This is a genomic window from Thermogutta sp., from assembly GCF_014359955.1.
GTDB lineage: Bacteria > Planctomycetota > Planctomycetia > Pirellulales > Thermoguttaceae > Thermogutta.
Map to the genome: position 1 here is coordinate 1 of NZ_JACIYL010001069.1, position 1,162 is coordinate 1,162.

Consider the following 1,162-nt stretch of genomic DNA (forward strand, 5'->3'; position numbering starts at 1 on the left):
CTGTGCCGATGCGGTGCCAGCATGGGTGATGGCTACGGCCCGCTGGTGGTGGCTCGGCGGTCACTGAGCCGGGACGAGTTGCGGCGAGGTCCGATCGCGGTGCCCGGCCGGTGGACGAGCGCCTTTCTGGCTCTCCGGCTGTATCTTGGGGCCGATTTCCCCTTTGTGCTCGTGCCGTTCGATGAAATTCCCCGCGTGGTGGCAGAGGGCCGTTTTGGCGATCAGCCCGTTCTGGCGGGACTTCTCATCCACGAAGGGCAACTGACCTTTGCCAGGGAGGGACTTGTCAAGCTGGTGGATTTGGGGGAGTGGTGGACCACGGAAACCGGACTACCGTTGCCCCTGGGCGGGAATGCCATCCGGCGGGATCTCGGGCTGGAGGTGCGGCGGGACATCCACCGGTTGCTGCGGCAGAGCATCGATTATGCGCTGGCCCACCGTGACGAGGCCCTGGCCCATGCGATGCGGTATGCGCGGGACCTCGATCATTCGCTCGCGGATCAATTCGTGGGCATGTACGTGAATCGGTGGACCCAGGAGCTCGGGCCCCAGGGAATAGAGGCGGTTCGTCTCTTTTTACGAAGGGGATTCGAAGTGCGGGCTCTTCCTGAACCGATTGAACCAGAATTTGTTGAAGACGCGTGATCCGGCCGGACAGGCCACACTCTAATCCACAGCGAGTTTGGAGGGCAAGAAAAAACAACAGGGACCATGATGGTCCCTGTTGGGTGCGTTTTGTCACCAATTTACCCCTCGGTCCGGTGCTCGTCGACTCACCGAGGACCTACCCGACGACCCCAGCGTCAATAACGAGCGGATCTTGGGCAGACGAAAAACGATGGATCCCGAACAGCCGTGATGATTGAATCATCGGGATGGTCGGTTTCCGAGGCGATCAGCCGTTCACTTGGGGCGAACGGAAACCGCACGGGGGCCCTTGCCACGGCCCGGATTCGGCGCTTCAGAGCTCAGATCGTACTCGACGCTCTGACCTTCGTGAAGGTCCTCGAAACGCGCTCCCTCCACTGCGGAGAAGTGGAAGAAGACATCCGACTTGCGCCCGGAACCGGTGGTTTGGATGAAGCCAAAACCGCGGTCCACAACCAACTTCTTAATAACACCCTCGGCCATTAAAGCCACTCCTCAAAACGAAACGTACTCG

General features: G+C 60.5%; 2 protein-coding genes. One reads left to right on the plus strand and one right to left on the minus strand.

What is annotated here, in order from left to right; all coding sequences use genetic code 11:
• The coding region (locus H5U08_RS19415) for an MqnA/MqnD/SBP family protein (protein ID WP_297037020.1) at positions 1 to 645 on the plus strand (645 nt) is incomplete at its 5' end.
• A gap of 258 nt (positions 646 to 903) precedes the next feature.
• Here the strand turns inward: H5U08_RS19415 and H5U08_RS19420 are convergent.
• Entirely contained in the window at positions 904 to 1,131 is a 228-nt protein-coding gene (locus tag H5U08_RS19420; protein WP_297037022.1) for a cold shock domain-containing protein, read from the minus strand.
• Between the last annotated feature and the right edge of the window lie 31 nt (positions 1,132 to 1,162).